Here is a 25084-nt window from a genome sequence, read left to right as displayed (position 1 = left end):
TGGGCTCCTTGTGGTTCGCTCGGAGCTCCGAGCGAACCACTAAGGAGAACGACGGTGTGGTTGGATGCGGCCGTGTTATTTTTCCGATTTGCCGGCCTCGGCGGGCTGCGGCTTCGGCTGCGGTTGAGACTGAGGCGGCTTACGGACCATCACGACGTCGGTGATGTCGGGTGCGATCTGGCCGCCGATGATCCGATCGATCGAGCTGGTCGACACCACATCCTTATTCAGGATGGTGTGGATCTGTGTTGCCGAGTTGGGCTGGCCGTCATGGCGAGTGCCTTGGGCCTTGACGATCCACTGGTTCTCGCCGGTCCGCGTCCAGAGTCCTTCGCCGTGTCCTCCCTCGGAGGAAAAGACCCAGGACTTGATCTGGGCCGTTTGGGGATCCCAGCCGATGAACATCGTGCCCGAGGAGGCCTTCTCGCTCTGGATCTCGATGCTGTACGTGCGGATCAGAAAGCTCTTGTTGTCGGCCCAGCGGATGTTTGAGCTGACCTTGTTGTCGTCGCTCTCGTCGACCCAGTCGCCGACCATCCATTCGAGTTCCTTGAGCCGCTCGTAGGGGGTGATGTCCGCGGTGGGGGCCGCATATTCGCGGATCTCGGCGATTCGCCATGCCCCGTCCACGAGGAGGGCCAGCGTGCTGAAGCGAGTGAACTCGTTGGCGTCGCCGGTGCCCGATGAGAGTCGCGACAGACCTTCGACTCGCGCCACGTCGGCGGTGAGGAAGCGGACCGCCTCGACGTTGCACTCGAGCTTGAGCCCCGGAACTTTCTCAAACTCCTCGGCGTACATCTCGCCAATCGCCGGTTTGCCTCGCGTCTCGGACCCGGCAGGGTCGACGATCACGGCGTCGGGTGCGAACAGTTCCATCAGCGCATCAACGTCGGGGCCGTTGAATGCCTTGGAAAATGCCAGAACTTGTTCACGGACCGCCGCCTCTTTCGGGTTGGCGGCCGGAGCGTCTTCAGACGCGGGCGCGGCGGCCGGCTTCGCATTTGCCTTCGCGTCGCTCGACTGGGCCTGGGGCGGCGAGTCTCCAGAGGCCATAACCATTCCGGCGCAGGTCAGGGCCATCGCTCCGAGCCAGGTCATGGGCGTTCTCATAGCGGCGTGCCTCAATAAGATGGTGGACATGAAGCTGAGCTGGCGTCGCCAAGCCGGCGACGTCGGACCGCAGAGACCGATCGAGATGAGATGGTGTCTACCCTACCGAGAATCGAGGCCCAAGGTCAACATATCAGGGACGATCACGAATACTTAGTAATTTTCGATTGGCTGGATTCCCGCTCACTTTATACTTGCGATTCTTCTCAAGGCTCCCGCTCGGGACGCAGGCCCTATCGGCATTCCCTGGGACCGCAGGCGATCCGCCCACAATTTATTAAAAACGATTGAATTTCATGAAATTCAAGAGCGGGGGCGCCCGCGGTCCCAGGGAGTGTAATTCAAGAGCGGTGTGGCCGTGGTCCCGGAAGTGCAAGGGGAAGGGGATCTTCAATGATGGCCTTGGGTTCTGGAACGATCTGGCCCATGGGTGGGTGGCCATCACCGAATCCGTGATCCTTGCGGCTTGTTTCGCCGTAGAATAGGTGTGACGGGAGGCTTTCTGGTCCCGCTCACCTCCCTTCTCGGAGGGTTCGCAATGGCTTCGATAACTGCAAGTCGTGATACAACCTCGACCTTGATCGAACGCCGGGCTCGCGAAATCGGCCGCGTGCTGTTTGCCAAGGTCGGGGGGGGACCCAAGCCCTGGGAACGTGGGTGGTGGGATGATCGGATGATGAACCTGACGTTGGGCGACCCCTTGGTCAAGGTCCAGCTCTTCCGGTTCATTGATGCGATGCCGGTCCTCAAGACCCCGGCGGCGATCCGCCGGCATCTGGCGGAATATCTGGATGAGGCCGGAGATCGGGTTCCCTGGTGGCTACGGCTTGCGGTTGCGCTTGCCCCGGCGGGGACCTTGGGGGAGCGCGCCTTGGCGGGCATGGCCCGGTTCGGGGCCACCCATATGGCGCATCGGTTCATTGCGGGGGCGACTCCTGACGAAGCTCTCAAGACCGTCCTTGCCTTGCGGCGGCAGCGGATCGCGTTCACGGCCGACCTCCTGGGGGAGGCGGTGATCAGCGAGCATGAGGCCGAGCGTTATCAGCAGACCTGCCTTGAGTTGATTCGCGGGCTGTCGCGTCCCTTGGCCGCTGAACCGGAGATTCCCCAGATCGACCGCGACCACCGTGGCTCGATCCCTCGCGTAAACCTCTCTTTGAAGCTGACGAGCCTGACGGCCCGGTTCGATGCGCTTTACGACCGCTCGACCTTGCGCCGGGTGGCCCATCGCCTTCGCCCAATCCTGCGGACGGCTCGCGAGCTGGGCGCCTATGTTCACGTTGATATGGAACAGTATGCCCACAAGGATCTGACGCTGGCGATCTTCAAGTCGGTCCTCTCCGAGCCGGAGTTTCGCGACTGGCCTGACGCCGGCATCGTCATTCAAGGCTATCTGACCGAGACCGAGGCCGATCTGGGATCACTGCGTGATTGGGTCAAGCAGCGGGGGACTCCCGTCACCGTCCGGCTCGTCAAGGGGGCGTACTGGGACTACGAGGTGGTCCTGGCCCGCCAACTCGGCTGGCCGATCCCGGTCTATCTCCAGAAGTGGCAGACCGACGCCTGCTATGAGCGTTCCGCCCGTTTCCTGATGGAGCACCACGAACAGTTGCGCCCGGCCTTGGGCAGCCACAACGTGCGGAGCCTGGCCCTGGCGATGGCGGCGGCCGAAGCTTACGGCGTGCCGGACGATTCCTACGAGATCCAGATGCTCCACGGCATGGGCGAGCCGATTCAGCGCGCCTTGGTGGCCGACGGCAAGCGGGTCCGCGTCTACACGCCCTATGGGGCGATGCTTCCCGGCATGGCGTACCTGGTGCGCAGACTGTTGGAAAACACGTCGAATGAGTCGTTCCTCAAGGCCAGCTTCACCGACCATGCTCAGGTCGAGGAGCTCTTGCGCGATCCCGAGGAGGTCGGAGCCATGTGGGGCCGGAACAAGCCTTCCCAACGGAAGCCCGAGTCGTTGACCGTCCATGCGGCCACGCCGGCTTTGCCACCGTTCCAGAACGAGCCTCCGGTCGACTTCACTCGGCCCGAGGCCCGCGCTGCGATGAGTGAAGCACTCCGTGTCGTTCGCGATCAGTTCGGCCGGTTCTACCCGCTCGTTCTGAACGGGCGCGAGGTCGCTACCGGGGTCGAGTTCACCTCGACCGACCCGGGCGCGTCCGAAACGATCGTCGGCCGGTTCGCGCAGGCTCGGCCTTTGGATGCTCGCGATGCGATCTCGATCGCGCGGGAACGATTCGGGGCGTGGTCGGCCACCCCTGCTGTAGACCGTGCCTCGGTCCTTCTCAAAGCCGCCTCGCTCATGCGGGCGAAACGCTCGACACTCTCGGCCTGGGAAGTTTATGAGTGCGGCAAGCCTTGGCGCGAAGCGGACGGGGACGTCGCTGAGGCCATCGATTTTTGCGAATTTTATGCCCGTGAAATGATCAGGCTGGCCGAAGGGAGGCATCGCGACGTACCGGGCGAGACCAACGCCATCGAACGGATCGCACGCGGGGTTGCGGCCGTAATCCCGCCTTGGAATTTCCCGCTCGCCATTCCGACCGGGATGACGGTCGCCGCCTTGGTTGCGGGGAACACGGTCGTACTGAAACCGAGCGAACGCTCACCGAGGATCGCGCTGCTCCTGGCCGAAGTCCTTCGCGAGGCCGGCCTGCCCGAGGGCGTACTAACCGTCTTACCCGGCTTTGGCGACGTCGGCAAAGCGCTCGTGGATGACCCTCGCGTGAATCTGATCGCCTTCACCGGGTCGCGCGACGTCGGCCTCGAGATCAACCGCAAGGCGGCCGAGCCGGCCCCCGGGCAGGACCACGTCAAACGGGTGATTGCCGAGATGGGGGGAAAGAACGCCATCATCGTCGACGACGACTCCGACCTCGACGAGGCGGTCGTTGGTGTCTTGCAGAGCGCCTTTGGCTATGCGGGGCAGAAGTGCTCAGCCTGCTCACGCGTGATCGTCCTCGACGGCATCTACGACGCCTTCGTCGGTCGGCTTGTCGATGCGGCCCGCGCCTTGCCCGTTGGCCCGGCCGACAATCCTGACACGGCGGTCGGCCCCGTGATCGACGCCAAGGCCCGAGAACGGATCGAAGGCTATAAGACGATTGCCGAGGGGGAAGGTGATGTCGTCTTGTCGGTCGATGTCGGTTCGCTCGCCGCGCGAGGCAACTATGTCGGCCCTTTGATCGTCGCCGGGGTTCGCCCTGACGCCAGAATCGCCCAGGAAGAGGTATTCGGACCTGTCCTTGCGGTTCTCAGGGCCTGCAACCTCGATGAAGCGCTTCGGATCGCCAACGGTACCGTTTACGCCCTCACCGGCGGACTCTATTCAAGAAGCCCGGCGAACATCGACCACGTCAAACGGGAGTTCCGGGTGGGCAACCTCTACGTGAATCGGCCGATCACCGGCGCCCTCGTCGATCGCCAGCCGTTCGGCGGTTTTCAGCTCTCGGGCATCGGCACCAAGGCCGGCGGAACCGACTACCTGCTCGAGTTCCTCCTAACCCGCACCATCACCGAGAATACCATGAGACGTGGATTCGCCCCCGAGTCCGACGGAGCCGCGACCGTACCGACCAACGAGGCGGCTCTCGGCGTCTGAAAGTCCGGACGCCGAGGCTCTCGACGCCGGCCTCAGCCGGCTTTGCGATGCGAGCTGCGCCGCTGTCGCGGGCTCGTCGCCAGCGCGAACCGAGTCCGAATCGGGGTTTCGATCGCTTCGTAGTCACGGTAACGCATCCGAACTCCCTCGTGCCGGGAGTTCCCCACAAACACGATCTCGGCACCACCGGCCAGGCTGGCGTCGACGAGAGTCGTCAGCCCGTATGGCCGGCCAAACGGCGGCAATGCCCCTCGTTCACAGTCGCCGAAGATCCGTTCCACCTCATCTTCGGTCGCGATCCGTGGAGACTGGCCCTGGAGCGCCTGCGCCAGCCGCTCCATATCGATCCGGGTGGTCGCCGGGAGGACCGCCAGGACGTAAGCCCCTTCCGTACGGACCAAGACCCCTTTGGCAACGAATCGGCCGGAGACATGGATGGTTTGGGCCAGCTTGGACGCCGAAGGGGCCGGTGGGTGCAGCAACGTCTCGAACCAGACGTGATGACTCTGGAGATAGTCGCGGATACACATGGTGCGTCCCTCTGAAGTTGGGAGGACATCCCTGTTAGTATACGGCATGCAGTTAAAATGGGAAATTTGAAACGAGTAAATTGGATGGATAAATTCTGTGTTTTGCCTGCGTCGTGTGCGACTGAGATTTGGTTTTGAGGGCGAAATTGTGTGATGTTGAAGAAATTTGGTGGTGGTGGGGCGTCAGCGAGTTATGATGAGTGATGGGTTCGTGACGGACTGGATGATCGCCACGGCGCTTGGATTTGATGGAAACATCAATCTGAGGGCATGCCGTAGAGGAAAGTCCGGACTCCGTAGGGCGCGGTGGTGGGTAACGCCCACCGCCCGATTGATCTCGGGAAGGGAAAGTGCCACAGAAAACAGACCGCCACGGTGCGCTTCGGCTCGCCGGGGTAAGGGTGAAACGGTGAGGTAAGAGCTCACCAGCAGGCCGGGTGACCGGCTTGGCTTGGCAAACCCCACTGGGAGCAAGACCAAATAAGGGAGCAACGCCGCCTGACTGACCGCAAGGGAAGAAGGGCGACGGCGGATTTGCCCGATCCGGATGACTTCCGGGTAGGTCGCTAGAGGCGTCGGGTAACCGGCGTCCCAGAGAAATGATCATCCGGGGACGTTCGCGTCCCCGACAGAATCCGGCTTACAGGTCCGTCACGATCCCTCCTTCGCCAATCCTGCCGGAGATCTTTTTACGACGACTGAACTCAGCAAACAAACCGGTTTGCGTCCGCCAACGGCAAAGCTCCCTTGGCGGAGTGGGACACATGTTGAGACTCTGCAAGCTAACGCGCCTGATCGTCCTCGCGATTCCCGAGATGATCCCTTGTCTCACGAACCTTTCCCTGCTATGATGGATGCATCGGGTCAAGAACTCAGTGCCTCCGAACTTCGCCTTTCATCGGGCGGGGAGGAGCAGGATATGGATACGGAAATCGTCGTCACGGGCGCAATCATTGATTCCTGGGTTGAACCCTCAGGTGCATTGCGTGATGCGTCGCGTCTGGTCTTGCAGGTGGCCCCCAATGGGCGTCCCAAAGACCTCATGATCGTTGAAGCCGAGGCGTCGCTCGTCCCCGATCGGGGCTGGCTCGAAGACCTGGGTGAAAATCTCTGCCACGGCAGCCCGGTCGCCGCCGTGGGGCGCTTGACGCTCAGCGGGTTCTTTTCGGCCACCCAGATCCATCTCGCTCGCTGAGACTCGCAATCGCTGCGAATCAGCCCGACTGGCTCCCTCCTTCCTCGGCCTTCACGCCGACTCCGTTCGGGTTGATCCTGATCTCGTGTTTCCCCTCCCCTGATTGGTCACGGGATCTTGGTCGGCCACGCTGGCCGCCCGCCCTTCTATTGCCTTCACTCGCTTTTTAAGCGAGTCGGAGGAGGGTAGGGTTTACTCCCTATTCACGGGCCACGGCCATCCCGGGTTGTCCTCCTGCCTGCTTCCGAGGTGGGTAGGGGGGAGCGGTTTGCCCTTCGGACCGCACCTGGATACGAGTGGATGCTGCTGGGGATCGTATCCCTGGAACCCGTGAGCAAGGACTTTGGTGGGTTCACCTGGGGGCCGAAGCACGGAACTCGGGGCACCCAATTGCGAACGAACCGGAGTTCTGCGAAGGCTGGCGAAAACCGGGTGTAAGTAGTTTATTTGCCATGAGATACGTTGAAATTCGCCTATGGTCTTCTTGGTTTGATTTGGGACTGCCCTCTTGACCCCACGCGTCGATACCTCTACAAAATCTTGAGGTTAAGCCGATTGAGGATCTCGGCTGACCCGGGCACCGTGGCTGAGGAGTCGATTGCCCGACGACGTTGTCGATGCGCCTGGGCCAGGCGAAGGGGCTTTCAAGCCCACTCTGATTGATCCGCCCTCCTCGGGATTCCGATTCCCATGTCACAGACATATCGAAGTCCGCGGTATTACCGTCGCGGGCTCTGGTCGCGTATGGTTGAGGGGCTGCGCTACGGTGGCGGGCTCGGCCAATGGTCTTGGTTACTTCATCGAGTGACCGGGCTGGGGATCTTGCTCTACCTGGTCGCGCACATTACCGATACGTTCTTCGTCGTCGTCAACCCGGCCTGGTATGATCATACCATGGAGATGTACGGGGGCACGCTGTCGGGCCAGTACTACTGGCCGATTCGTTGGGCCTTCCGGTTGGGCGAACTGGGACTGATCGCTTGCGTCCTCTTTCATTCGCTCAACGGGATCCGCGTGGTCCTGTTTGATTTCTGGCCCAAAGGCGTGCGGTATCAGCGGCAGCTCTTCCTCTTGGTTGCGATCGCCTTCTGGGCGATCATGATTCCGGTGTCCATCTGGGTGCTCTTGCCCTTGTTGCATGCGCCGGAGTATGAGAATCAACCGGAGCCGGTGGGCATGCCTGCGAAAATTGAGACGAACCAGAGCCTTTAATTGAGAAGGGGACCATGGTGGCAAGTTCGGGTCGGGGTCGGCGGGTCAAACCGAGCGGTGGATTCGAACTGGGCGCGTGGTATTTCATGCGGATCTCGGGCCTAACGCTGGTCCTGCTGGCGCTCGGTCACCTGTTCATCGTTCACATCCTCTTCAACGTCGAGACGATCAACTACGCTTTTGTCGCGGATCGCTGGACCAAGCCCGGCAGTGGCTTCTTCTGGCGGCTCTGGGACCTGGCGATGGTTGTCCTCGCGGTGATTCACGGCCTCAACGGCCTCCGCCAGATCCTCGACGAGTATATCGTCCGGCCTGGTCGGCGCGTGGTTGTTCATACGCTGATCTGGACCGTAGCCACGGTTCTGGTGGGCATGGGCAGCTATGCCATTCTCATGTTCGAGAAGGACCAAGAGTACATCAAGGCGCATCCCCGCAAGGGACAGTCTCAGACGGTCACCGCCTCGGTCGCTTCCGGCGACCGTTGACGGCCGAGTGGCGTTCGGGCCTGACACCAAGGGCGGGGATCGATCGTCCTCGCACCAATAAGACCATGAATTATCACAGGTTCGACTGCATCATCGTGGGCGCCGGCGGCGCGGGTATGATGGCCGCGCTGGAGTCGAGCAAGCACGTCGGTACCGCCGTCGTCAGCAAGCTCTACCCAACCAGGTCGCACACCGGGGCCGCCCAGGGGGGGATCGCCGCGGCGCTCTCCAACCTGGAGGACGACTCCTGGGAGAACCACGCCTACGACACGATCAAGGGGGGAGACTTCCTCGTCGACCAGACCGCCGCCGAGATCCTCTGTCGCGAGGCGGTCGAGTGCATCTACGACCTGGAGCACATGGGGCTCCCGTTCGATCGCACGGCCGACGGCCGGATCTCCCAGCGCCGGTTCGGCGGCCACACCAAGCCGAACCCGATCTACGACCCGGCCGCTCCGCCGGGCACCGAGGCGGCCAAGCCCCGGATCCCCGTGATGCGCGCCTGCCACGCGGCCGACCGCACCGGCCACATGATCCTCCAGACGCTCTACCAGCAGTGCATCAAACAAGGGGTGACCTTCTTTGATGAGTACCACATGCTGGACCTCATCATGGAGGATGGCGAGTGTCGCGGGATCGTGGCCATCGAGATCGCCACGGGGGAACTGCATACCTTCCACGCCAAGAGCGTGCTCCTGGCCACGGGCGGCTTCGGCCGGATGTTCAAGGTCTCGTCCAACGCCTTCGCCCTGACCGGCGACGGCCCGGCGATTGCCTACCGCCACGGCCTGCCCCTCGAAGATATGGAGTTCTACCAGTTCCACCCGACCGGGATTTATCGGCTCGGGATCCTGCTGAGCGAGGCCTGTCGCGGTGACGGTGGCGTGATGTTCAACGGGAAGGGGGAGCGCTTCATGGAAGTGTACGCCCCCAACTTGAAGGACCTCGCCAGCCGCGACGTCTGCTCGCGGTCGATCTATCAAGAGGTTCGCGCGGGTCGAGGAGTCGGGGGCAAGGACTTCGTCTACCTCGACATCCGGGCCGAGACGATCAACAAGTACAAGACCAGCCCCACCGGCGGGACGGTCGATAGTGCCTGGGTCGAGAAGCGTCTGCCCGACATCATCGACTTTGCGCGGACCTATCTCGGCGTCGATCCGATCAAGGAGCCGATGCCGATCCAGCCGACCGCCCACTACGCGATGGGAGGCATCCCGACTAACGTCCACGGCCAGGTCCTCCGCGACTCGGCCGGCACCGTTGTTCCCGGCCTCTTCTCGGCGGGCGAAAGCGCCTGCGTGAGCGTACACGGTGGCAATCGCCTGGGCACGAACAGCCTCGTCGACCTCGTCGTGTTCGGTCGTCGCGCCGGTCGATCGATGGCTCAGCACGCCTTGAACCGGCAGTTTGAGCCGCTTCCGCCCAATCCGCAGGCTCCCACGGCCGCGGCCGTCGAGGCGCTGCTGGCGCGGCCTCGCGGCGAACCCTGGGTCCGGATCCGCGACGAGATGCAGCAGACGATGATGGACGACTGCGGTGTCTACCGGACCGCCGAGACCTTGACGCGTGCCCGCGACAAAATCGCCGCACTCAAGGTTCGTTATGCGTCGGTCGGAGTCGCCGACAAGGGCTCGGTCTTCAACACCGGATTGCTCGAGGTCCTCGAACTGGGCTGTCTGCTCGATCTCGCCGAAGCCACCGTGGCCTGTGCCCTGGCACGGAAGGAGAGCCGAGGCGGGCACTCTCGCGAGGATTTCCCCGACCGCGACGATGCCAACTTCTTCAAGCACAGCCTCGTCTACTCGGCCGGCGCGAGCGAAACGCGCGTTGAGTACAAGGATGTGGACGTCATCATGGTCGAGAAGAACGGCGAGATGGTGACCAAGTACCCGCTGGAAATTCGAAAATACTGATCGGGCGAGGTCTCGCGGACACGGATCAGAGGATAAAAACATGGTCGCCAACACAGAGTCTCGCTCGCTCACGGTCAAGATCAAGCGGTACAACCCGGAGAGCGACGCCCCGCCGCGCTGGGAGGAGTTCCGGGTCGACGCCGATCCGATGGACCGCGTGCTCGACGTGCTTCAGAACGTCAAATGGGAGCAAGACGAGACCCTCGGCTTGCGCCGTTCGTGCGCCCACGGCGTCTGCGGATCCGACGCGATGCGGATCAACGGGACGAACGGTCTCGCCTGCAAGATCCTGGTCAAGAACCTGAAAAGCGACACGATCACGGTCGAGCCGATCCTCGGCTTGCCGGTCATCAAAGACTTGATCGTGGATATGAAGCCGTTTTTCGACCACTACAAATCGGTCCTCCCGTTCTTGATGAATGACGACCCGGCCCCGACGACCGAGCGACTCCAGTCGCCCGAGCAGCGGGCCCGGTTTGACGACTCGACCAAGTGCATCCTCTGCGCCTGTTGCACCACCGCGTGCCCGCCGTTCTGGGGCGATCAGAACTACGTCGGGCCCGCCGCGATCGTCAACGCGCACCGGTTCATCTTTGACTCCCGCGACCACGGGGCGGCCGAGCGGCTGGACATCCTCAATGACACTGAGGGAGTCTGGCGCTGTCGGACCGTTTTCAACTGCACCAGCGCCTGCCCGCGTGACATCAAGGTGACCCAGACGATTCAAGAGGTCAAGCGAGCGATGCTGACCGGCAGCATCGACTTCGAGGGGGCCGCCGAGTAGGTTATCGCCCGTTCGACGACGTCAGTGTCGGCAGGCGGCGCGCTCCCTTTTTTTGTGCGAATCGACCCACAGCTTCGTATTGAGGAGCGTCGCGATGGCTGCTCGGCTCTTACGCTGGTCGTTAATCCTCGGGCTTGGGTGCGGGTTGGCAACAGCGAAAGCCAAGGCGGGTGAGCCGCTCGAACCGCGCGTCGAGGAAGTGCTCAAGACGAAGGGCTTCGAGGGGGGGCACTGGGGCATCCTGGTCGTGGACGGGACGACCGGCAAGACGGTCTACGAACATAATGCCGACCAGATGTTCTGCCCGGCGTCGGTCACCAAGCTCTTCAGCACGGCGGCGGCCCTCAGCGACCTCGGCGCGGACTTCCGGTTCCAGACCCCGGTCGTCCGCCGTGGTGAGGTGAAGGATGGGGTTCTCCAAGGGGACCTGATCTTGGTGACCCGGGGCGACCCATGCATGGGGGGGCGGACCGGCCCCGAGGGTAAGTTCCTCTTTCGCGATAACGACCACACCTATTCCGGCGGTCACTTCGACGGCGAGATCGTCAGCGCCGATCCGCTGGCCGCCCTCGACCATCTGGCTCGTGCGGTCCAAGCCGCCGGGATCAAGGCAATCACTGGCGACGTACTGGTCGACGAGCGGTTCTTCGAGTCGACCTCGAGCACGGGGAGTGGGCCGTCCCGAGTCGGCCCGACCGTGATCAACGACAACGTGATCGACATCGTGGTCACCCCGGCCGGCTCGGCGGGCGAACCGGCGGAAGTCCGGCTGATCCCGGAGACGGCGTTCGCCTCGGCCGACCTCCAAGTGGAGACGGTCGAATCGTCCCAACCGCCTCGCTTGACGGTTCGTTCGGTGGGGCCCCGCCAGTTCTCGGTCCGGGGCCAGTTGCCGGCCGGCCACAAGCCGGTGGTCAAGATCTACGAGGTTGAGGAGCCGGCCGCGTTTGCCCGCACGCTCTTCATCGAGCGCTTGCGAGGACGCGGGGTCCAGGTTGCCGCCGCCGCGATCGGTGAGAACCACGCCGAGAACCTGCCAGCGACCACGGACGTCGCCAAGCTCCCCAAGGTGGCTGAGTACACCTCGCCGCCGTTCCGCGAGTATCTTCGCGTGATCCTCAAGGTGAGCCACAACCTTCATGCCAGCACCCTCCCGCTGTTGCTGGCGGCCCATCACGGTGAGAAGACACTTGCTGAGGGCCTTCGACGCGAAGGCGAGCTGCTCAAGAAGCTCGGCGTGCCGATCGAGACCATCTCCTTCGGCGGAGGCGCGGGCGGGCATCGGGCCGATCTGGTCACCCCTCGAGCCACGGTCGCCTTACTTCGCGCCATGGCGGCCCGTCCAGACTTTCCCGCCTACGACGCAGCCTTGCCCGTCCTCGGCCGCGATGGCACCCTGGCCAAGGCCGTCTCTGCCGAGAGCCCCGCACGGGGGCATGCCCGTGCCAAGACCGGCACCTTCTGGCTTGAGAACGGCCTAACTGGCCAGTCCGTCCTGACGAGCAAGGCGCTGGCGGGCTACATGGAGACGACCACGGGGCGTCCTCTCGTGTTCGCCTTCTTCCTCAACGAAGTTCCTCTCGACGCGAAGGGCGCGCAAGTGACCGAGGCGACCGCGAAGGCGGGCCGACTCCTCGGCTCGTTGTGCGAGGTTTTCTATCGCTCGGATGAGCCCAAGACACCTCCTCCAGCGCCCGCTGTTTCGGGACCGTAAACTCTTTTTTGAATGCCTGTTTCGACTTGATGAATCAGGCGCTCACCCGATTGCGGCCCGCTTGTTTGGCGGAGTAGAGCTGCAAGTCGGCAAGTCGGATCAGTTCCGCCGGCTCGAGTGGCTCATTCCGGACCACCGTGGCCACACCCAGGCTGATCGTGACCCGGAAGGGACGGCCCTCGAATTCGAACGGGTGGCTCTCCACGGCCCGACGCAGCTTCTCGGCAATCGCGATGGCGTCTTGCGGGGAGGTCTCGCTCAGGACCGCGGCGAATTCCTCTCCGCCGTAGCGGGCCAGGAGATCATATTTGCGAACATTCGGCCTTAGGCAGAGCGAAAGCTCGCGCAGGGCCAGGTCGCCGGCCAGATGACCCATGGAGTCGTTGATCGTTTTGAAGTGGTCCACATCGATGAGGATCAGCGCAAGCGGTCGTTCGTGGCGAGTGGAACGGTCGATTTCACGCTCGAGGTGATCGAGCAAGTAACGCGAGTTGTGCATCCCGGTCAGGCCGTCGAGGATCGCCATCCGGTACAGCTCTTCGTGGTATTCCGCTTCGACGTTTCCACCGGCCAGGAACCGGAACAGGCAGGTGCCCAGGCGGAGGTAGTCGCCGTCGGTCAAGGGGGTCCGGTTCGCCGGTACGTCGTTGACGAATGTGCCGTTGGTGCTCTGGAGGTCGGTGATCCGATAGCCCCCGCCGGTCGATTCTAAACGCGAGTGCCGCCTGGAGATGGACGGGTCGGGGACCGTGATGTCGCAATCGTCGTCCCGACCGAGGATGGCATCCTTCTCGTTCAACGGGTGGCGCGTGCCGATGGTCAAGCCGGTCGGATAGATCTGGATCAGGCAGGCGTCCTTGTTGGAAGGGGACGTGGGCCGTGCCACAACCACGGGCCTCGTCACCAATCGACTATCGCTGGGATGATCGGTGGCCACGATGATCCTCTTTCCACGGGTTTGCCCGTTTGAGCCGGACAATCGTCTCCTGGTCAAACGACGGAGCGAACGAGCCTGGGGCATGCGCCCAGCAATTATAGAGCATAAAAGAGGAGGAGAGCGGGTGGAAACGATCTCATCAGAAACGTTATGCTCATTTTTTTGACTTGGAACTTGCCGTGTCGGTCAAGATCGCTTGGAATCGGGGATCCTGCTTGATTGTGGCCAGGTCGGGATCGTTGTCGGCTGACAGATCGGTTCCGAGTTCCAAGGCCTGCTTCAAGAGGTCGAGAGCCTTGTCGATCATTCGGGGATCAGGGCTCACTTTCGCGGCCAGGGCGGCGACACAGGCGGCCGTGTAGACGGAGTTGCCGGAGCCGGGGTCATGCTCCAGGCACCAGTCGACGTCGCGGTTGGCGCGCTCCGGATCGTTGAGCCGGGCCAGGACCACCGCCCGACTCTGCCTGGCTTGCGTGAATCTCGGGTCGGTCTCGAGGGCGCGATTGAAATCAGCAAGCGCCGAGGCGAGCTGGCCACCCCGCATTGCCAGCATGGCGCGGCCGTAGAGGGCTTGGGGGTGGCGAGGTTCGTGGCGGAGGACTTCGTCGAACGCCGCCATCGCGGCCTCGGGAATCCGGTCGGCCACGGCGAAGCCGTAAGTCCAGAGGAAGCGAGTGCGCTCGGGACCAGGCCCAGGGGCGGCCCGATCGAAGGCCTCGCGAAATTCGGCGTCGGCCTCGGTGTGGCGTCCCAACGCTTCCAAGGCGATCCCACGGCCCGCATGGATCACTGCGGTTCCCTTGGCCAGCGCCAATGCTGCATCGAAATCGGCCAGCGCGGGGGCGCACTGCCTGAGCTCAAGGTGTGCAAGGCCCCGGTTGGTCAGGGCGGCGACGAATTGCGGGTCTCGCTCCAGCGCGGCCGTGTAGTCGTTGATGGCCTCGGCCTTCATCCCGCTTTGGTCGAGCACGTGGCCTCGATTGAAGTAGCTCCAGGGATGCTCCGGCCAGAGCCCCGTGCCGATCCCGAAGTCGCGGACGGCCTGAATGCGCTCGCCCAGCTCCATGTGACAGATCCCGCGTTGCATCACCGACCAGTAATGCCGAGGGTTCAAACGGAGGGCCTCGCTGAGTTCAGTCACCGCATTTCGATACCCATTGCCCGTCCGCGTCCGGGCGTGGGAGATTGCCAGGAGATAGTGGTCGCGGCTCGAGGCGGGCTTGATCTGATCCGCCAGGCCCTGAGCGGTTCTCGCCCGGTCGTGGTTCCCGAGCTGGTCGAGATAGTTCGCCCGATCGAGCCAGAGTGCCTTGGACGGTTTCAAGCCGGGGATGGCTTCCGCGTTGTCGAGCAGGGCGAGCGCTGCCCGCAATTCTCGAGGGTCACCCGGGGCCAGGCGAACCCTGGCCCCCGCTAAGAGGAGGAGCAACTCCCGACGATCTTCCGCAAGCGCGAGACGCTCGGCCGGGGCGAGCTGGACCCAATCGGGATGCTCTTGAGCGGAACGACCATCCGTGAGGGCGTAGAGGGCCAGAGTCCGTTCACAGATGGCGATCCCCTGGCGAAGGTGAGTTTCGTCGCCGAGGATCGTGTTGACGAGGCCCTGACATTGGAGAACACCGAGGTCGTGGGCTTGTTTTCGCTCCCGTGCTTGGGTGGCCAGCAGGCGTCTGTTGGTTTCGGCCAGACGGGTCCGCGCCCCAACGAACGCCCAGCCAATTGCCAAAAAAAGAACCAGTGAGACTGCCGAGGCCGAGCTCAATGTGAGCAGCCGTGGATTTCGGCGGAAGAACTTCCGAACCCGCTCCACTCGGCTCAATTCGGGGGCATATGTCAACGGACGGTCTGCGAGGAATTGACGGAGGTCGGCCGCCAGGTGGCCTGCCTCCTGATAACGCTTGGCCGGGTCGGGTTCGAGGCAGCGGCGGACGACGCTCTCCAAGCTCCAAGGGGCATCCGGTCGGCTCTGCCTGATCGAAGGGACCCCCTCACTTCGGTCGGCAACCATGGCTTCGAGCTGGGAGGTGGGGACTGAGTAGCTCCCGTCGCGTGCGAAGGGGCGTTGACCGCTGAGTGCTTCGACGAGGACCATGCCGAGCGAGTAAATATCCGACCGCCGGTCGACCGCCTGGAATTGATCCAGGGTGCAGAGGGAGAGGGCGCGAAGGTGCTCCGGAGCGGCGTAGGCGACGGTACCGCCCAGCAGAGTGTGGTCGACGTCGGAGGTCGCATCGATCGAGACGTTGAAGTCCAAAAGGAGCGGTTGCCCCTCCGCGCTCAGCAGGATGTTGGACGGTTTGATATCCCGGTGGATGATCCCGCGTTGATGGGCGTGGTCAAGGCCCTCGGCAAGCTGGGCCACGACCCAGGTGACTGCCTCGATGTATCCGAGACCCTCCAGCAGTGAGAAGGGTGTCCGGGGTTCGGCCAGCCGTTCTTGCGAGAGCTGCCGACTCTCCTGCGGCTCGCCCCAGGTTTCTGGTGCAGGTGAGCCAACGGCTTTCAGGGCGTCGACCAACTGGGTGCCCCGGGTCGGCTGCTCCTGCCCGGACCAGAGTCGTTCCAAGACGCTCGAGAGATTGGCGCCACCGAAGTACGGCATACAGACGGCGCGGAGCCCGCTCCTGGGATCCTCGTGGACCGAATAGATTGGCACGATGTGGGTGTGCTGCAACCGCGACAGGGTCTGGGGCTCGATTCCCTCGATCCCCGAAATCTTCAGCACCACCGGCCGATCCGCCAGGTCGGCCTGCTGCGCCACGAAGACTCGCGCGAAGGCCCCTTGTCCCAGGAGATGCCGGAGACGAAATCCAAAGAGGACATCCCCCGCCTTGATGAGTTCCAGACGCTCGCCGGCGCTCGTCGGTGGTCGGCTGCTTCGCGCAAGGAGTGTGTGATGCGGCCTGATCGGGGTGGTTGCCTTGATGTCATTCGCGGCGTCCCATTCCGCCGTATCAGCAGGATGCGCATCGCCTTGATCGCGAGTGAGGGGAAGCTCGGTATTGGCAGGCTGATCCGGTGCGTCGTCTTGTGGCCAACCGTGGAGCCGCGCATGCTCGACCGCTGGCGTTCGGATGCATAAAGTCTTGGAGTTGTCCCCGGGTGATGAAGAATCGATCATGTCGATTTCACGCGTTGGTGAGCCCCCTCGGCTTCAATGCTGGGGTGAGGCCGCCGCCGTTGGGCCGATCGTATTCACTTGGCGCTCTCACGACGATCCCCTCGGTTCGTCGAGGCCAGGTCGTTTGCCAGGATTTCGACAGAGAGACGAACGGCTCAACCACCGGGGCCTGAACGATTCCCGATATTTGAAGTACGCGACGCTCGACAGGCCGGAGATGGTCAGCAAGGCCCATCCCAACTTCCAATGACGTGGCGGCGACTCGGTTTGGACTTCGGGCTCAGACGGAGTCTGGGCGATTGTGGCGGCCGGTTCGGCAGCTTCGGGATCGGTCCCAAGATTGTCGCCACGGGTTGGCGCGGTAACAGGGGCCTTCTCGGCCACCATCCCGTCGGGGGCGTCGGCCCGTTCCTTGGCCGTGGCCACGGCCAAGGGTTGGCTCACAACCTTCGGCATGCTGAAGCCCAGAGCCTGTTGCCCCAACCCGCTTGCCACCACGGTCCGGCGAGAATTGAACTGGTCGGGATCAGGGGCCCAGGGAACGAGCGATTGAGGCACGATCCCGTTGAACACGGCGGGGGGCGTGATACTTGCGCTCCCCGACTCGAGACGTGAGGGGACGTTGCCTATTGCGATCTCGGGTGAAAGCGTGGGAGTCACTCCGAACAGGGGTGGTGCCGCCCAAGTCAAACTCTGGCTCGAGAAAGCGGAACCCGAGGTGATGGCAACCGCCTTTGGCAAGGTTGGCCCGGGTTGTGTTGCGGGTTCCTGCTCGGTTCGAGTCAAGCCACCAACCGGTTGGAAGGCCAAGACCGAGAGATCCGTGGAGGAGGGAATTCCGGTCGTCGGCTTATTCTGGAATGGAGGCGAGGAGGAGGTCACACCGCCTGATGTGCCCGTCCCTGTCCCCACCGGTGGAGTGTTGTTCCCCGAGGGTGGAGGGTTATGGATCGAGATGCCGCCGCCCGTGCCGGGAGGGGTTGGCAAGCGGGGCGGATTGTGACCGGGAGGTGCGCCTCCGCCCGCCCAGGGTGGGTAGTTTTCACCGCCGTCGCCATCCGGGTCCGTTGGTGAGGGGTCGAAGGGCGGGGTCAATGGAATTCGGCTATAAGGGGACGTGTCCGCGAAGGTGGGGCTGAGGAGGAGATTCAGGACATACGGGCCGGAGGCCAAGCCGTCTTGGTTGCTTCGCGAAACGCTCGGATCGTACGACCAAGGGATCCCCGACGAGACGGCAAGGTAGTAGTCCCCAGCATCCAGGACGCCGGAAAGGGTGGCGTCGGACAATTGCGGTAGAATGCCTCGGTCGGTATAGGGAATGATATTGTAAATGAATGTGGCGAGGTTGAGTAAATCGAGCTGCTGGGTCTCGGGATTGAACCGGAAGAGACGCAAGCCAGGGGCCAGAGGGGAGCCGATTCGGCCGGCAAAGACGTCTGCAAAGAATGTATACTGGTCCGGTCCGCTCACGCGAAAATGGTAGAGGTCGACATCATTCCCAGGTTGCAACGGCCCGAGCGGGCCGACGGGATTGGAGGTATTTGCAGGGTTATAGAACGGGTCGTCGCCGATCGCTCCTTTGACCTGCACGGGCACCGACGAAGTGAGTTCGCCTAGGTCATGGGCCCCGGCCGGGGTGTCGTCGGCAGGTCCGGAGAGATTCGTGTTTCCTTCGATTCCCCCAACCTGGAACGTGAAGAAATAATCACGGCCGATTGGGTGCAGATCATCGCTCCCCAGCGGCGTCCCATCAAGACTGGTCAGGCCGGACTGCTCCGGATCGCCTGTGCCGGTAAGGACGACTCGGTAGTATCCCACAGTAAGGGGGGACGCGGGGACCAATTGGAGTTCGCAGGCGGAACTCGAAAAGTTCAGGGCGGCCAGTGGGACGATTTGCCCCCCTGCGTCGCTGAACGTCCCGTCGGAGCTAAATCTCAGTTGCACGGATCGGCCCGGTTCGATTGTGGCCGGATCGAGCGGCCGGCTCAACTCGATCCGAATCACGAGCGGGGAACTGGTCAGCAAAGCCCCGGGGGCGGGATTGCTGTTCAAGACCCAGGGCCCAGCCGAAGGCGCTAGCCCCGCATCAATGGCGCTGAGGCTCAAATTGAACTCGCCCGTAGAGCCGGGAAGCCCCGTGTGGGCCACGAGAGGGCTAAAGATCTCATTCCCCGCGCCACTGACGGCCAGATTGTAGGTGCCTGGGCCGATGACCCGATCGATCGCGGCGACCCCATCCCCACCGTCCGCAACGGCCAAATCCAGCCGGCGAAGCCCTTGCGGGTTCAAGAGGTCCACAAAATCGAAGTCGTTATTGAATAGGCTGAGGACGCCACGGAATGACGAGTCGGGTTGCGCACCTTCGAGCCTCAAGGTTACCCGGGCAGGGCGATCGAGTACGAAGCAATACCACTCGACGTCTCCTGCGCCGGCTTCCCCCGCCCCGAGAGAACCCTGTCTCGAGACCGCCGGTGCCGCCCAGACGTCCCCCAGGTCCAGTGCCTGATCGTAGGTCTGGTTCGGCGCGTCAAACGACGGTTCGCTTCCGCCCTGATCGCCGAACGAACTAGGCACTCGCCTGGTTTCGAGCGTCTCGAACCGTAACGGTGTCGCAGTGCCTCGTCTTCGCCCTGACACGGCCCGGGACCGGGCGTCACGCAGACCTCGCGGTATGGGCTGGCCGGTGTTCATCGGTAGAAGCATCTTCCTTCAATACGTTCAGGCAGGGGCACATGCGGCTGGCCCACCCTGGAGCGGCGTCGCTCGGGGTCTTCGGGCCGGCAACTACGGCGGCCCCAGCAGCCAAGGCTGAATCGGGCCATCCGCAGCAAATGTGCTGGCTTTGGGGCCGATGACCCGCTGCCGACTCTTCCTTCTAGGAAGGTTACATCACGTTTTCTCTTCGTGTACGTTTTTCTCCTGAACTTTCAGAATCGGGATACGTGTGTCTGCTCAACAGGCACGGGGATCGCGTGTAAAGCCGGCGGATATGGACTTCTTTGATTCGCTTTGGGCGGGCGTGGTTGCTTATGTGCGGAGCAGGAACATGGGGTGCAGGGACCAGGGATGTGCGTCATCCCTCGGGTCGCGGACGCCCCACCCGCTCTTGGGATCGGGTTTGATCGCATTGAATTGCGGGTGTGGCGCACGCCAAACAATGCGACTCACTGTTTCGTTAGGACTGGCCTACCGGCATCGCCGTCTACTTTCTCTGCCGTTCTTCGGCACCGCGTCCAGCACAGATGAAGAGACCCTGGTCAGCGAATTTCGGAGTCGTTGACAGCCCGGAATGAGGGGGGGGACTTGGACTTTGGACGAGACCAATGTAGCTTTGAGATCAAGACAGCTTCGCTCGGACAATGCTGCATGCTTACTTCGCCGAGGTGGGCCTGGTCCAGGGGGAGGTTGCCATTGCAACCGCCATCGTCTCTGGTCGGGCCGGCTGTCGTTCACGCGAAGCTCGTTAACGTTGAGGTGTTGCAGGAGTCCTGCCGGCTTTTGAACGAGGAACCCCCCCTATGCGTTTGCTGCCGCTTGCTCTGACGATCACATTCGCCACGATGGTTCCGGCTGCCGAACCGGAGAAGGTTATTGTCGACCTCTTTGGGGGTGTCGATGGACGTGGACTGGCTTTGGCGGAATGCCGGACGGCCGTCTATCGATTCCAACTGATTGCCCAGGTGGATGCGAAGGGTGAAGGTAAAGGCACGCTCGTCCTCGATCCCAGCCCGGCCTTGGTCGATGAGTTCGGTTACCCGCAGCCGACGGAAGCTCGGCCCCCGGTGAAACTGGATTGCTCCCTGAAGCTCATCAAGAAGAAGAAAATTCTGAGGGAAGAGGGGCGGCTCGGGGCACCCGCGATTGAAGTTGAGTGTCGCCTGTTTTCGATCACGGGCCCAAAGATTACGAGCCGGCTGACTCTGGCGACCGAGGCGGGGGAGGAGTGGTCGTTCGCTCGGCTCCTGGTTCCCGACCAGGATGGCAAAGGACGGTTTGTGGTGTATCTCCGAGGTCCCGCCCTGGCCGAGCCGTGCCACCCAGGGTGCTTCCCGGCGGGCACCTCGATTTTGATCCCAGGGGGGGCCAAGCCGATCGAGGATCTCCGTGCCGGCGACCTGGTCACCACGGTCGCCGAAGACGGCATCCGCAGGCAAGGTCAGGTGGTGTCGATGTCGGTGACTCGGAACCGGCTCATCGAGGTGCGGACCGAGGGAGGGACGCTGATCACGACCGCGACCCAACCGCTCGCGCTCGCCAGCGGTGGACTACGGGCGGCCGGCGAGCTGAAGGCAGGGGATCGCATTCACTCTTGGGACGGCCAGGCACGGCGGAAAGTTGGGGTGAAGTCGGTGGACGTCACGGGACGGGAGGAGCAAGTGTTCAACCTCGTTCTGGGCGAGCCGGTGTTGTTCGTCGCCGACGGGTTCCTGGCCCGCAGTAAGCCGCCGGTAGCGGCAGCCGCTCGTGCTCAGCCGTAGTGGGCTGGGAATCGTTGCGCTGCCGCAAGATGGGCATTGATTGGAGAACTTCGCGCCGTGGCTTCAGCAACGTCGCGAAGGTTTTGGATGCCGGCCTACGATAAATGCTTATTCGTCGACACCTCGGTTGCACGCTTCGACGGCTGTTGGCGGGGCAGGCTGCGCCGACAATTTGGGGCCGGGGGGGGTTCGCGATGGGGAGTCGACCCGAGGGAACTCGATGGGGGTCAGAGAGATTCGGCCGGACGAGTCGAAGCCTGAGTGGACACGAAGCTCGTGGCGAGGCAGGGGGATCTCGATGCCCTCGGTGGTGAATCGACGCTGGATCTGGGCGAACAGGCGGTGACGAACCCGGGCGCCGAGGCTTGGCTCGGGCACATGCACATGGAGCACGAAGTTTAGCGCTGAGTCACTGAAGTCTTCCATGAATGCGACGGGGACCGGGTTGCGGAGGACGTCGGCGTCTTCGCGGGCGATGTTCAAGAGCAGGTCGGCGACGCGGTCAGGATCAGTCCCGTGCGCAACCTTCATCCGGATCGAGACGCGGATGACCTTGTCCTTGAGGGTCCAGTTGACCAGGTCGCTGGTGATGAAGGCTCGGTTCGGGACGATGATGCTCAGATTCTCGCCATTCGTAATTGTCGTGGCACGGATGTTAATGAATTCGACCTTGCCGGTCATTCCCGAGACCGTGACGATATCACCGACGCGGATCGGCCGTTCCAGGAGCAGGATGATGCCGCAGACGAAGTTCGAGACGATCTCCTGCAAGCCAAAGCCAAGACCCACGCCCAGGGCTGCCAGCACCACGCCAATCTTCTCCAGGCCGAGGTGGATTGCCGAGAGGCCGGAGAGGAGGCCGATCCCCAGCACGATGTAGCGGCAGAGCGTCACCACTGCGAATCGGACGCCGGGATCGTCGCGCATCCGGGGAAAGACGACGAGCGCGAACAGCGTGCTCATATGCTTCCAGATCGCCAGGGTTAGGACGAGGATCAGGGCAAACTTGGCGAAGTCTCCCACTCGGACCGGCGGTGTCGCGGTGTCGATATTCCAGAGGGGCTGCGACCCGATGAAGCGGAAGAGGGCCCAGTCGACGTCCCAGATCCAGGCGGCCAGCATCAGGGCCAGGACCGGGATCAGATAGGCGGTAATCTGGCGGAGCCGGTAGGCCAGATCGTCGGGCATGGTTGAGTCGTTGGGCACCTCGATCCCGATCTGGGCGTTGCCTACCCGGATCCAGCGCCAGGCGTGGTGGTCGATCGCGGTGAGAATCATGCGGTAGACGCAGAAGCAGATGCCGAGCACGACCAACCCCTGGCCGGCCCCCAGTGCCAGTCTTCGCGCGGAGTGGCTGTAGCCGGCCGCGTCGAGGACGATGACCCCGCCGATCGCGGCGAGCACCGACCAGCAGACCGTGCGACGCCGCTTGTTCAGCCATCCGAGTCGCGTCGGGAATTGGAGGAGCCACTGCATCAGGGGCGATTGACCCCGAGCCAGCCGGAAGACGACGCCCCAAACGATCAACTCGAAGACGAGACCGAGGATCTGGCCGAGCGATCCGGACGAAATCGCCCGCCCCTCCGGAGTGAGCCAGCCTTCGGAGAGGAGCCAGGACGGCAAGAGCAGGGGGACTCCCGCCGCAACCAGCGCGAAGACGGTCGTGCAGAGCTGACGGGTCACATCCGCCGGCACTTTCAACGTTTCTTCGGCCCAGCCTCTTGGCCGGAGCATCCAACGCACCAGCCCGGCGATAAACGCAGGGGGCGCCAGCATCGCCAGGACATGCGCGATCGGCACGGCCACGGACCGTGGCCAGGCCGCCTGTCGCGCGGTGTACGCCATCAGGCAGATGTAGCTCGGGAGGATCGCCGAGTAGGCGATGCTGACCAGAAGGCCCCGCCAGACGACGATCCCGGCGCCGGTGCGGTGGGTCTCCCCCGACATCCGGAGGAGCCGTTTTCGGAGCCGGAGCAAGGGCAAGACGAGGATCAGGAGGCCAAGGAGCCCCGTGACGAACTCCACCGAGATTCGGCCCCAGAGCCGGCGGTCGCCCGCCTCTTGGGCTAGCCGGATCAGCGACTTGCCCACGAGGAACGTCTCGCGTTTCGCCTGCACGAGGGTGGCCAGTCCGATCGGTTCCTGGTCGCGGAGCCAGAAGATATGGGTGCGGATGAAGCCGTACTGGTCGTCGAGGGTGCGGAGTCGTCGGACGACCTGGGCATGGGTCTGCTCGGCCCGCCTGGCCAGTTTCTCGAGAACGGCCCGGTTCCGCGCGAGCAGGAGCTCATGTTGCCGATCATGTTCCGCGAAGATCACCTTGGCTTCCGGCCAGCGCGACCTGGGGATTTGCTCGAGCAGGGTCTCGTGCTCATATTCGTCGTTGCGACGGTCGTTGAACTGGTCGAGCTCGACGCTGGTCAACGCATTATCGTAGTGGGTCGACCACCAGGCGGCCTGCTTCAGGTCTCCACTCTCGATCCGCGCCCGTTGTGGGCCGATGCGGCGGAAGTCGTTATTAAGCCGTAAGGCGTCGAGCTGGCTAATCAGGTCGTCGTCGAGCAGACGCTTGATGTTCTCGAAGTCGGTGATCGCGCGATTGGCAAGGCTCGTTTGCTCTTCCAGCGAGGGGGTTGAACTCGCGGCGAGGGCCTTCTCATACTTCAGGGCCTGGGCTTCGAGCTCGAGCAGGGTCGCCTTCCCTCGGCTCTTGTACCGTTCGAGCGGATCGACCGACTTCGCGGCGAGCGCTTGTTCGCTGGCCGCTTCCCGCTTGAGTTGGTCCTCTTGGCGGTCGGTCAATAGCTTGAATCGCGCCTGCATCAGCTCGAGCGTTTTGGCGGCTTTCCGAGCGTGGGCGTCGCAGACTTGCTGGTCGAGGACTTCGAGGTCGGTCAGTTTCGACTGGAGTGTAATCTTGGCTTCCTGGGCCTGGAGCCGCTCGTTTTCGACCCGGGTCTCCCAGCCGATATTGACGAGGCGCTCGGTGGCGAGCAACCGCTCATCCTCGGTCTTGGAGTCGGCCAGCTCGGCCTCGCGCTCCGCCTGGCGCGGGGGCAGGGCTGCGACCCGCTGCTGGATTGCGTCACGCTCCGCTTGCAGGGCCGTCAGGGGATGAGCCGACTTCCTGGCCGCGTTCGATTGGAATTTATCGAGCCGGGACTGCCATTTTTTGAGGTCGCTCCTGACCCCGTCGATGGCCTCGTTCATCTCCGAGAGGATCGCGTTGGAGGCGACCTTGCCGGTTGACTTGCGAAAGACCGACGGGAGCAGGTCGTCGGGCTGTCCGGCTGACTGCTTGAGCTGGGTCGTGAGCCGCTCCAGGTCCGCCTTCCATTCGGCCGCCAGGCTCTCGGGGGTCTTCTTGGGGTTTTTCGCTTCGTCGAGCGCCTTGGCCGCCTCTTCGATGGCTGTCAGCAGGGCGATTCGGTCCTCAAGCACGACCTTGAGCGCCTTGGTCGAGGAGGGGGCCTCTTTCTCGGAAAGTTTGCCCAGCTTGTCGAGACGTTCCTTGGTCTCGGTGAGGACCTTGGCGGCTTCGACAAGCTCGGGATCGAGCTCGACGCGGGGGGGGAGAGGAGGGGTCGCCGTCGCGGGAGGGACGGGCATGGTCGGAGCCGGCTCGCCGCCTCGAGTCGGGCCTTGAATCCAGAGCACGCCGAAGGCCACCGCCAGGCATCCTGCCCAGGTCGCACGCATCCTTGTGGCTCGCTTTCGAATTCACGTTCGGGACGGGGCGACTCTCGAGGATCAGGAGCTTCAACGAGGGGTCGCGTTTCCCAGATGATGTCGCATCGAACAGGTTGAGCCCATGACAGATCCAGACGTTCCTTTTCAATGGATCGATCAAGGGGCTGGTTAGGCTAGCCCAATGACCGAAAAGCGACAAGGCGAAAACCGGGGTGGACGCGAGTCGGACTTGACCGAACGAGCCTTGTCTCTATCATTCAATCACTCGCAATAATTATGTCGTACCCGAACCTTGGGTGCGCCTC

Annotated in this window: 14 protein-coding genes and 1 other RNA gene; 9 read left to right on the top strand and 6 right to left on the bottom strand. The window is 63.1% G+C overall.

What is annotated here, in order from left to right; translation table 11 throughout:
* Positions 1-75: 75 nt before the first annotated feature.
* A complete protein-coding gene (locus SINAC_RS32645; protein WP_020466435.1) occupies positions 76-1098 on the bottom strand; it encodes a YybH family protein in 1023 nt (340 codons plus the stop codon).
* A gap of 550 nt (positions 1099-1648) precedes the next feature.
* Here SINAC_RS32645 and SINAC_RS32635 point away from each other — a divergent pair.
* Complete coding sequence (locus SINAC_RS32635) at positions 1649-4720, top strand: proline dehydrogenase family protein (RefSeq protein ID WP_015249813.1); 3072 nt, start codon at positions 1649-1651, stop codon at positions 4718-4720.
* Between the two features lie 32 nt (positions 4721-4752).
* Here SINAC_RS32635 and SINAC_RS32630 read toward each other — a convergent pair whose 3' ends face one another.
* Positions 4753-5250 carry an aminoacyl-tRNA deacylase gene (locus SINAC_RS32630; protein ID WP_015249812.1) on the bottom strand — a complete coding sequence of 166 codons (498 nt, stop codon included), beginning with the start codon at positions 5248-5250 and terminating at the stop codon, positions 4753-4755.
* 211 nt (positions 5251-5461) lie between these two features.
* Here SINAC_RS32630 and rnpB point away from each other — a divergent pair.
* From rnpB to dacB, 7 genes are all read left to right on the top strand, one after another.
* Positions 5462-5909, top strand: an RNA gene (gene rnpB / locus SINAC_RS38380) — RNase P RNA component class A.
* Between the two features lie 260 nt (positions 5910-6169).
* Entirely contained in the window at positions 6170-6445 is a 276-nt protein-coding gene (locus SINAC_RS32625; RefSeq protein ID WP_015249811.1) for a hypothetical protein, read from the top strand.
* Positions 6446-7135: 690 nt separating this feature from the next.
* Positions 7136-7657: a succinate dehydrogenase, cytochrome b556 subunit gene (locus tag SINAC_RS32620; RefSeq protein WP_015249810.1), complete on the top strand. Its 522-nt coding sequence runs from the start codon at positions 7136-7138 to the stop codon at positions 7655-7657.
* 14 nt (positions 7658-7671) lie between these two features.
* On the top strand, positions 7672-8142 hold the full coding sequence (locus tag SINAC_RS32615; RefSeq protein ID WP_015249809.1) for a succinate dehydrogenase hydrophobic membrane anchor subunit: 471 nt from the start codon (positions 7672-7674) through the stop codon (positions 8140-8142).
* Positions 8143-8207: 65 nt separating this feature from the next.
* On the top strand, positions 8208-10055 hold the full coding sequence (gene sdhA / locus SINAC_RS32610; protein ID WP_015249808.1) for a succinate dehydrogenase flavoprotein subunit: 1848 nt from the start codon (positions 8208-8210) through the stop codon (positions 10053-10055).
* Between the two features lie 40 nt (positions 10056-10095).
* Positions 10096-10839 (top strand): succinate dehydrogenase iron-sulfur subunit, encoded by a 744-nt coding sequence (locus tag SINAC_RS32605; RefSeq protein WP_015249807.1) that lies wholly within the window; start codon positions 10096-10098, stop codon positions 10837-10839.
* Between the two features lie 94 nt (positions 10840-10933).
* Entirely contained in the window at positions 10934-12553 is a 1620-nt protein-coding gene (dacB, locus tag SINAC_RS32600) for a D-alanyl-D-alanine carboxypeptidase/D-alanyl-D-alanine endopeptidase (RefSeq protein WP_015249806.1), read from the top strand.
* A gap of 34 nt (positions 12554-12587) precedes the next feature.
* Here dacB and SINAC_RS32595 read toward each other — a convergent pair whose 3' ends face one another.
* The 3 genes from SINAC_RS32595 to SINAC_RS32585 form a co-directional block, all read right to left on the bottom strand.
* Entirely contained in the window at positions 12588-13490 is a 903-nt protein-coding gene (locus SINAC_RS32595) for a GGDEF domain-containing protein (RefSeq protein WP_015249805.1), read from the bottom strand.
* A gap of 154 nt (positions 13491-13644) precedes the next feature.
* Complete coding sequence (locus SINAC_RS32590; RefSeq protein WP_015249804.1) at positions 13645-16611, bottom strand: protein kinase domain-containing protein; 2967 nt, start codon at positions 16609-16611, stop codon at positions 13645-13647.
* A gap of 87 nt (positions 16612-16698) precedes the next feature.
* Positions 16699-19302 carry a hypothetical protein gene (locus SINAC_RS32585; protein WP_015249803.1) on the bottom strand — a complete coding sequence of 868 codons (2604 nt, stop codon included), beginning with the start codon at positions 19300-19302 and terminating at the stop codon, positions 16699-16701.
* 827 nt (positions 19303-20129) lie between these two features.
* Between SINAC_RS32585 and SINAC_RS32580 the strand changes: the two genes are divergently transcribed.
* On the top strand, positions 20130-21089 hold the full coding sequence (locus tag SINAC_RS32580; RefSeq protein ID WP_015249802.1) for a Hint domain-containing protein: 960 nt from the start codon (positions 20130-20132) through the stop codon (positions 21087-21089).
* A gap of 108 nt (positions 21090-21197) precedes the next feature.
* Here SINAC_RS32580 and SINAC_RS32575 read toward each other — a convergent pair whose 3' ends face one another.
* Entirely contained in the window at positions 21198-24788 is a 3591-nt protein-coding gene (locus SINAC_RS32575; RefSeq protein ID WP_015249801.1) for a mechanosensitive ion channel domain-containing protein, read from the bottom strand.
* Between the last annotated feature and the right edge of the window lie 296 nt (positions 24789-25084).

Source organism: Singulisphaera acidiphila DSM 18658, assembly GCF_000242455.2.
Classification (GTDB): domain Bacteria; phylum Planctomycetota; class Planctomycetia; order Isosphaerales; family Isosphaeraceae; genus Singulisphaera; species Singulisphaera acidiphila.
The sequence above is the reverse complement of the archived record's forward strand: the minus strand, read 5'-3'. Positions and strand labels throughout refer to the sequence as shown.